Here is a 7341-nt window from a genome sequence, read left to right as displayed (position 1 = left end):
TCGTTGTTGCAAAACGGCTGGTTGGGCGCAATCGGATTAAACCCAGTTTGCGCATCGGTGGGCGTTAAGTGGTAACTCACCTGCACGTTGGGATTGGTGGTAATCTCCGGAGTCTTTGTGCCCAACACAAAAGTACACGCCACACCATCGTTGTTGTCATCACACACTTCGTATGGGGTGGGCGTGTTGGCGGTGGGGGCGGTGATAGGATTCACGGTAGCAATACTACTATCGGACACACATGGAGCAACACCAGAAACCGTGTACGTAAACGTACTCGGAGTTGCATTAAAACCGGGAATAAACGTTCCTGCAGCAGCATTAAATGTTCCTCCTGTACCTCCCGTTCGAATCCATGAACCACCCAATTGCTCACCCGTGATAATATCAGCTAAATTGATGGGGGTGGTAGATTGACAAACCGTTAACGAGCCGTCATTTCCGGCATTGGGAGCGACTGAAATAGAAACGGTTGCTATGCTGGAATCGGGTCCACAGGGAGCAACACCATTAACTGTGTAGGTGAATGTACTTGTGGTAGCACCCACAGCAGGAGTATAGGTACCTGCCAAAGCATCAAAAGTCCCCCCAGTTCCGGTAGTACGTGTCCAAATTCCTCCCGTTTGTTCCCCTGTAATTAGAGAAGCTAGATTGACAGCTGTGGTGCTAGTTTCACAAACAGCAATTGATCCATCATTCCCCGCTGAGGGTTGCACATTAACGGTAAGCGTAGCAATACTACTATCCGCAATACATGGCGCTACACCACTTACGGTATAGGTAAAGGTACTTGAAGTCGAAGTTAAAGAAGGGGTGAATGTACCTAAAGCGGCATTAAACGTTCCACCTGAACCCGACGTTCTTGTCCAAGTACCTCCTGTTTGCTCCCCGGTGATTAGGGTAAACAAATCGATAACCGAAGTGCTAGTGTTGCAAATAGTCAACCCTCCATCGATACCTGCTTGGGGTTGGGGTTGAACAGTAACAACAACCTCACTGGAGTCATTTGCACAAGGCGTAGTGCCTGTAAGAGTATAAGTAAACACACTTGAAGTTGCGCCGATAGCTGGAGTAAATGTTCCAGCCGCAGCATTGAAAACACCGCCGGATCCTGAAGTTCTTGTCCACGTTCCTCCTGTCTGTTCTCCTGTAATTAAGGAGAATAAATCGATAGCAGCTGTACTAGTTTCACAAACGGTAGTGGCACCATCAACTCCTGCATTGGATTGTGGTACGATATTCACAGAAGCCACACTTGAAGAGGGCCCACAAGGAAGGATTCCTGGAATCGTGTAGGTAAACGAACTCGAGGTTGCTCCTACAGTTAATGTAAAAGTACCCGCAGCCGCATTGAAAACACCGCCAGTACCCGTTGTTCTTGTCCAAACTCCTCCGGCCTGCTGACCTGAAATAACAGTATTTAAGTTTATTGTTGAGGGATCATTGCTACAAATAGAAACCGATCCATTAGTCCCTGCATTGGGCTGTGCAACAACATTAACAGTGGCCACACTACTATCGTCAAAACAGGGTGCCGTACCCACAATAGTATAGGTAAATGTGCTCGTAGTGACTCCAGCTCCGGGTGTAAATGTTCCAGCAGCGGCATTAAAAACACCGCCTGTACCTGTGGTTCGAACCCATGTTCCGCCTGTTTCTTCTCCAGTTATTAGAGAAAATAAATTGATGGTAGTCATACTTGTCTCACAAATTTGAATTTGTCCATCAAGGCCAGCGTCTGGTTGCGAATTAATGATTACAGAAGCAACACTAGAATCATTAGGACAAGGAGGTATTCCATTAACGGTATACGTAAAGGTACTCGAAGTACTTCCTGCTGTTGGAGTAAAAGAACCCGCCGCAGCATTGAACACACCTCCAGTACCTGTTGTTCTAACCCATGAGCCCCCCGGATCTTGTCCCGAGATAAGCGTATTTAAATTAATTGTAGCCGTATTGGTTTCACAAATGGTAACAGAGCCATCCGTACCTGCATTTGGTCCATCATTAACTACAACTTGTATCAATTGATTAGGACGACAGGTTGCATCAGAAGGAGTAGGATTTAAAACGGCATACACATAATAGGTCCCTGGTGTATTCGGCAAAGAGCCCGTTGTGCCCAGCACACCCGCATCATAAGTAGCCACGCCTGCGGCAGGAGTTACCGTACCTAGCACAGTACCTCCAGAATACATAGCATCCCCTGTTTGAGGAGCATTGAAATAAACAAATTTGATGGAATTTGCGGCTGTAGCATCAGTTGTTACACTAAATACGGCAGGATCAGTACTTTCACACAAAACTTCATTACTCGATGGATTTGTTATTGTTTCGCAAACCGTAGCATAATTCAAGGTAAATGTACGAGACGTTGGACAAGGATATCCACCTAATTGATCAACAATTAAGGCATAAATAGTTTGACCATTAAATAATGCAGGATAGGCATTAGTGTTTGTTATCTCATTTTGTTGATTTTGTAAATCGGTAAGATTTGTATAATAGGTGACCGTGTAATCTCCTGGATTTGGTAATCCATTTAAAATTATTGGTGTATTCGAAGAAAGATTAAAAATGTTGTTCAGACCAGTATTTAACAAATTTAATGGCGTTCCAATCGGCGGTAGTGGAAATGCCTCTACTAAGAATGAGTTTGAAACAGGTATCTGACATCCTCCAGGCGCAATGACTTCAACCGAATATGTACCTGCTTGAGTCACCGATAATACATTGGAAGGTCCCGATTGCACTAAAGTTGTTCCATTAATGAACCAGTTGTAAGTAGCCCCAGGAATCAAAGTTCCTACAACAATGTCTTGTGAAGCACCGCCACACAAAGCAGTTCCTTCAATCACAGTAAATCCTGGCAATCCACCCGTTGATGCATCTGATGCAATTGATAACTCCCCGATATCAAAACTTCCTCCTGCTAAAAAAACAGCAGAATCAAAACTTTGGTCATTTCGATCGGCAATCACTAATTTAATATGGTAGGTTTCGTTTGGAACAACCGCTGAAGAAGCCGTCATTCGAATGGTATGTCCGTTGAAATTTGTAGCAGTAATCGCTGGCCCTACAACATTATACACTCCAAAGAAATTTTGATTTACTGACCCACAAGTGGTATTGTACGCATCACTGCGAATTGTTGTGACTGATATAGGATCGGTTGTGTTAGGGACGAGTGCCAAATTGGTGACAGGAGTCCCCTGCGTTGTGTTTTGTAGAAAAAACGCAAAGGCATCCGAATAATCACATTGGAAGGTTCCATATTCTTCCGAAGCAAACAAAAAGTCAAAACTCATATTGTTTGCAAAAGGAACAAAGTCAAATTCTAATATCGTAGCATTATTATAACTATTCAACTGAGGGTCAATCCCTAAAGCTGTGATATAATCAAAAAGCTCAGTATCCCCAGGCCAAGTAAAAGCACCATTACTTTGCGTATTGGCATTGGGACCTGCGGCAGCTGTTGCTCTACCTGTGCTCAATATCACCCCATTGGCCAATGGAAATGTAGTATTCACATTGGTAAAATATCCGATTCCATTGTCAGGCTGTCCAGCGGTATTAGATCCAAAGTTTGTTCCCGTACTCCAGGTGACATTCGTTATTGTTCCCACACAGGCAGCTCCACCAGAACCTCCTGAAAACAGAACTTGACTAACTAGTTGAGGAACAGTATAGGTAGTTAAGTCAACATTAATTGCTTGTGAGAACCCAAGTTGCATTCCCAATAAAAAAAGAAGTAATTTTCCTCTCATTCGAAATCTTATTTGTAACAAAAAAACGATTCTTCTGAAACGGCAATTTTGTTAATTAATTGTTTAAAACTTCAAATATAAAGATTCTCAAAAAATAACTTTGTTAAATTTGCAGAAATTAGCCTTAAACACATGAAAATTACGATAAAAGAAACCCAAAATCCTACGATTATAAAATTTGAATTTCCTGATTTTTTAACCCGCGGAAAAAACTATGAATTTAAAAATATAGACGAAGCCCAAAATTCGCCGTTAGCGCAAAAATTGTTCTACCTCCCTTTTGTGAAAACGGTTTATATTTCGGGGAACTTTGTGGCTATTGAACGGTTCAGTATTGTAGAATGGACTGATGTTCAAGAGGAAGTCGCCGAACAGATAGAAAACTTCCTAGCACAAGGTGGAAAAGTACTTCTGGAGGATACAGCTCCAAAAAAGATTCCAATTTCGGTTTATGGCGAAACCACCCCGAATCCCGCTACCTTGAAATTTGTTGTCAACCGAAAAATCACGCCTCAAGCCGTCGAATTTAAAAATATAGACGCGACCAAAGTATCGCCCCTAGCCCAAGCTTTGTTCCAATTTCCATTTGTCAAAGAATTGTTTTTCGACGAAAATTACATCTCTATCACCAAATACGATATCGCTTCTTGGGATGAAGTAACCCTAGAATTGCGTACGTTTATCAAAGAATACATCGAAAATGGCGGCGTTGTTGTGGAGGAAAATCTTTTGGAACAAGCGCCTCAACAGGAAAAGCAGCAAATCAAGAATTTTGATCATTTGGATACCACTTCACAACAAATCATCAACATCTTGGAAGAATATGTAAAACCTGCTGTAGCGGCCGATGGAGGCAACATTCTTTTTGATTCTTTTGACGAACAATCGAAGCGTGTAAAAGTGGTATTGCAAGGCTCCTGCAACGGTTGCCCCTCCTCTACTTTTACGCTTAAAAATGGGATTGAAAACATGTTGAAAGACATGCTTAAAGATCCCGAAATCGTAGTTGAAGCCTTAAATTCATAACGCATGAAAAAAATAGCGCTCCTATGTTTGTTGAGCCTCTTGGGTGCTCTAGGCTGTCAAAAAAAGACCACAACCGTTGATTTTTCTAAAATAACGCAAACCTATTTTGAAGGTAAAAACCGTCTTAATCCCCTAGATGCCACGGTAAATGGTCAATCGAAATTCAACGACCAATTGCAGTTTGAAATGACCGAAGGTTATCGAAAAGCCCAACAAGAATTTTACACGCAAACCAAAACCCAGTTGGCCGATGTGGACTATGAATCGCTGACGGCTGAAGAAAAAATAAGTTACGATATCATACAATGGGAAGTTGCTGTTGGAGAGGAACTTTTAAAACACCCCACGCATTATCTCCCTATTAATCAATTCTCGGGAACGCATTTAACCATGGGCCAATATGCGGGAGCAGAAAGTGCGCAACCTTTTAAAAATGAAAAAGATTACCGCAACTTTTTGCGTCGAATGGAATTGTTTGCCGTGTGGATGGATTCGGCTCAAGTGGCCATGAAAAAAGGAATGAAAAAAGGATACGTGCTACCCAAAGCACTGACCGAAAAATTGATTCCCCAGTTTGAAGACATGGTCACCGAAAAACCAGAGAACCATTTGTACTTCACCGCAATTACGAAATTACCCTCAACGATAGATGCGGCAACACAAGAGCAACTGACCAAAGCCTACCGTGAAACGATTCAAAACCAATTGGTTCCCTCGTTTCAACGCATGGTTGCCTTTTTGAAAAATGAGTATCTGCCACAAGCGCGAAAAAGCAGTGGCATCGGTAGTTTGGAGGGAGGAAAAGCCTGGTATGCCGCCCTAGCCAAGCAATGGACTACTACGACCAAAACGCCTGATGAAATTCACCAATTGGGACTCCAAGAAGTGGCTCGCATTAAAAGTGAGATGGAAAAGGTAAAAAATCAAGTGGGTTTCAAAGGAAGTATCATTGAATTTTTTGATTACGTGCGCAACAAAAAAGAACTCATGCCCTTCAAGTCGCCTGAAGAAGTTATTGCCAATTTTGAAAAAATCCATACCACCATCAAACCCAATGTGGATAAGCTATTTGCCTTGCAACCCAAAACGCCTTTTCGCGTAAAAAGGACAGAAGCTTTTCGGGAAAAAACAGCCAGTGCCGAATATGTACAAGGCGCCACCGACGGATCGCGCCCCGGTACATTCTACGTCCCTATTCCCGATGTGACCAAATACAATTACTATGGTGATGAAGATTTGTTTTTGCACGAAGCGATTCCTGGCCATCACTTTCAAATATCCTTACAACAAGAAAACAAAAGTCTCCCTGACTTCCGTAAATTCAATTGGTTTGGCGCCTATGGAGAAGGCTGGGCGTTGTATACCGAGAGTTTAGGCTTTGAATTGGGACTCTACCGCGATCCCTACCAATATTTTGGCATGTTGAGCAGTGAAATGCACCGCGCCATTCGCTTGGTTGTCGACACCGGAATTCACACCAAAGGATGGACTCGGGAACAAGCCATTGCCTATTCTTTGGCCAACGAAGCCGAAAGTGAAGCGAGCATTATTGCCGAAATTGAGCGTTACATGGCCATTCCCGGGCAAGCGCTTTCCTATAAAATTGGGCAGCTCAAAATTATGGAACTACGAAAAAAAGCCGAAAAGGAAATGGGGCAACGCTTTGACATCAAGAAATTCCACCAAATCGTTTTGGAATCAGGGGTAATGCCTCTGGCCTTGTTGGAACAAAAAGTACAACGCTGGATCGATACTTCGAAATAAACGAAAAGCCCCAATAACGGGGCTTTTTTTAGGGCTTCATCTTTTCTTCTACTTTTTTGAAATCAATGGCTTTACCGTCGATGTCGTAAAATTGATAGCGGTATTTGAGTTTCCCGTTGAGCTCTTCAATATCCACATGCATTTGGTAAAACCCGCCATTCCACTCCAGAATAATATCAAAATAATAATCGCCCACCCCAAAACTGGAGGGTAAATTACACACATACACTTGCTTTTTGGACTTTAAATTGAGCGTAGGAATTTCCACATTTTGGTACGCCCCCACGTCTTCAGTGCTGAATGTGCGCCCCATGTAGGTGTAATCCTTTGCTTTTTTCTTGCGACCAGCGCCGTTTTCGGTATAAATGTCTTTGATAGAAAAAATAACATCCTTCAATGAAAACTTCCCCGTATTCACCAAATTGAACTTAAGTTGATGAATATACGTTAAGCGCTCCCCTTTTTTTCGAGCATCATTGACTTCACGCGATTCACTCAAATCGGTGTCTGTGATTTCAACAATCGGAATGTTATCGGAGGCAATTTGTGCTTCAAGGTTAGGCTTGGCTTCTTCCAATTTACTCTCATTCTCGACCAATTGCATTTTAGTTTCGACTATATCTTCTTGAATATCTTCTATGGCGCGGTTGGCACGATCCACTTTCAATTCGCCAGTTTCCTGCTTGGTTTTGGCCACTTCGTTGGAACTGTATAAATAAAATAGGGCGCCTGTCACAAGGACAATGCCTATAAATGCTACTACTAATGCAATCATAACGGTACT

The 7341-nt window shown here is 42.6% G+C and carries 4 protein-coding genes; 2 read left to right on the top strand and 2 right to left on the bottom strand.

Going from position 1 to position 7341, the window contains the following annotated elements:
* Window positions 1-3767, bottom strand: a 3767-nt coding sequence (locus tag BUC17_RS02310) for a choice-of-anchor L domain-containing protein (protein WP_200798311.1), incomplete at its 3' end; no start/stop codon positions are given.
* Window positions 3768-3899: 132 nt separating this feature from the next.
* Between BUC17_RS02310 and BUC17_RS02305 the strand changes: the two genes are divergently transcribed.
* Together BUC17_RS02305 and BUC17_RS02300 are read left to right on the top strand one after the other, a co-directional pair.
* Window positions 3900-4793, top strand: a complete 894-nt coding sequence (locus BUC17_RS02305) for a NifU family protein (protein WP_073361155.1) — start codon at window positions 3900-3902, stop codon at window positions 4791-4793.
* Between the two features lie 3 nt (window positions 4794-4796).
* Complete coding sequence (locus BUC17_RS02300; protein ID WP_073361153.1) at window positions 4797-6557, top strand: DUF885 domain-containing protein; 1761 nt, start codon at window positions 4797-4799, stop codon at window positions 6555-6557.
* A gap of 28 nt (window positions 6558-6585) precedes the next feature.
* On the opposite strand, the gene BUC17_RS02295 is transcribed toward BUC17_RS02300, so the two are convergent.
* Complete coding sequence (locus tag BUC17_RS02295) at window positions 6586-7332, bottom strand: hypothetical protein (protein ID WP_143161687.1); 747 nt, start codon at window positions 7330-7332, stop codon at window positions 6586-6588.
* Between the last annotated feature and the right edge of the window lie 9 nt (window positions 7333-7341).

It is taken from the genome of Flavobacterium fontis, from assembly GCF_900129405.1.
Taxonomy (GTDB): Bacteria; Bacteroidota; Bacteroidia; order Flavobacteriales; family Flavobacteriaceae; genus Flavobacterium; species Flavobacterium fontis.
The sequence above is the reverse complement of the archived record's forward strand: the minus strand, read 5'-3'. Positions and strand labels throughout refer to the sequence as shown.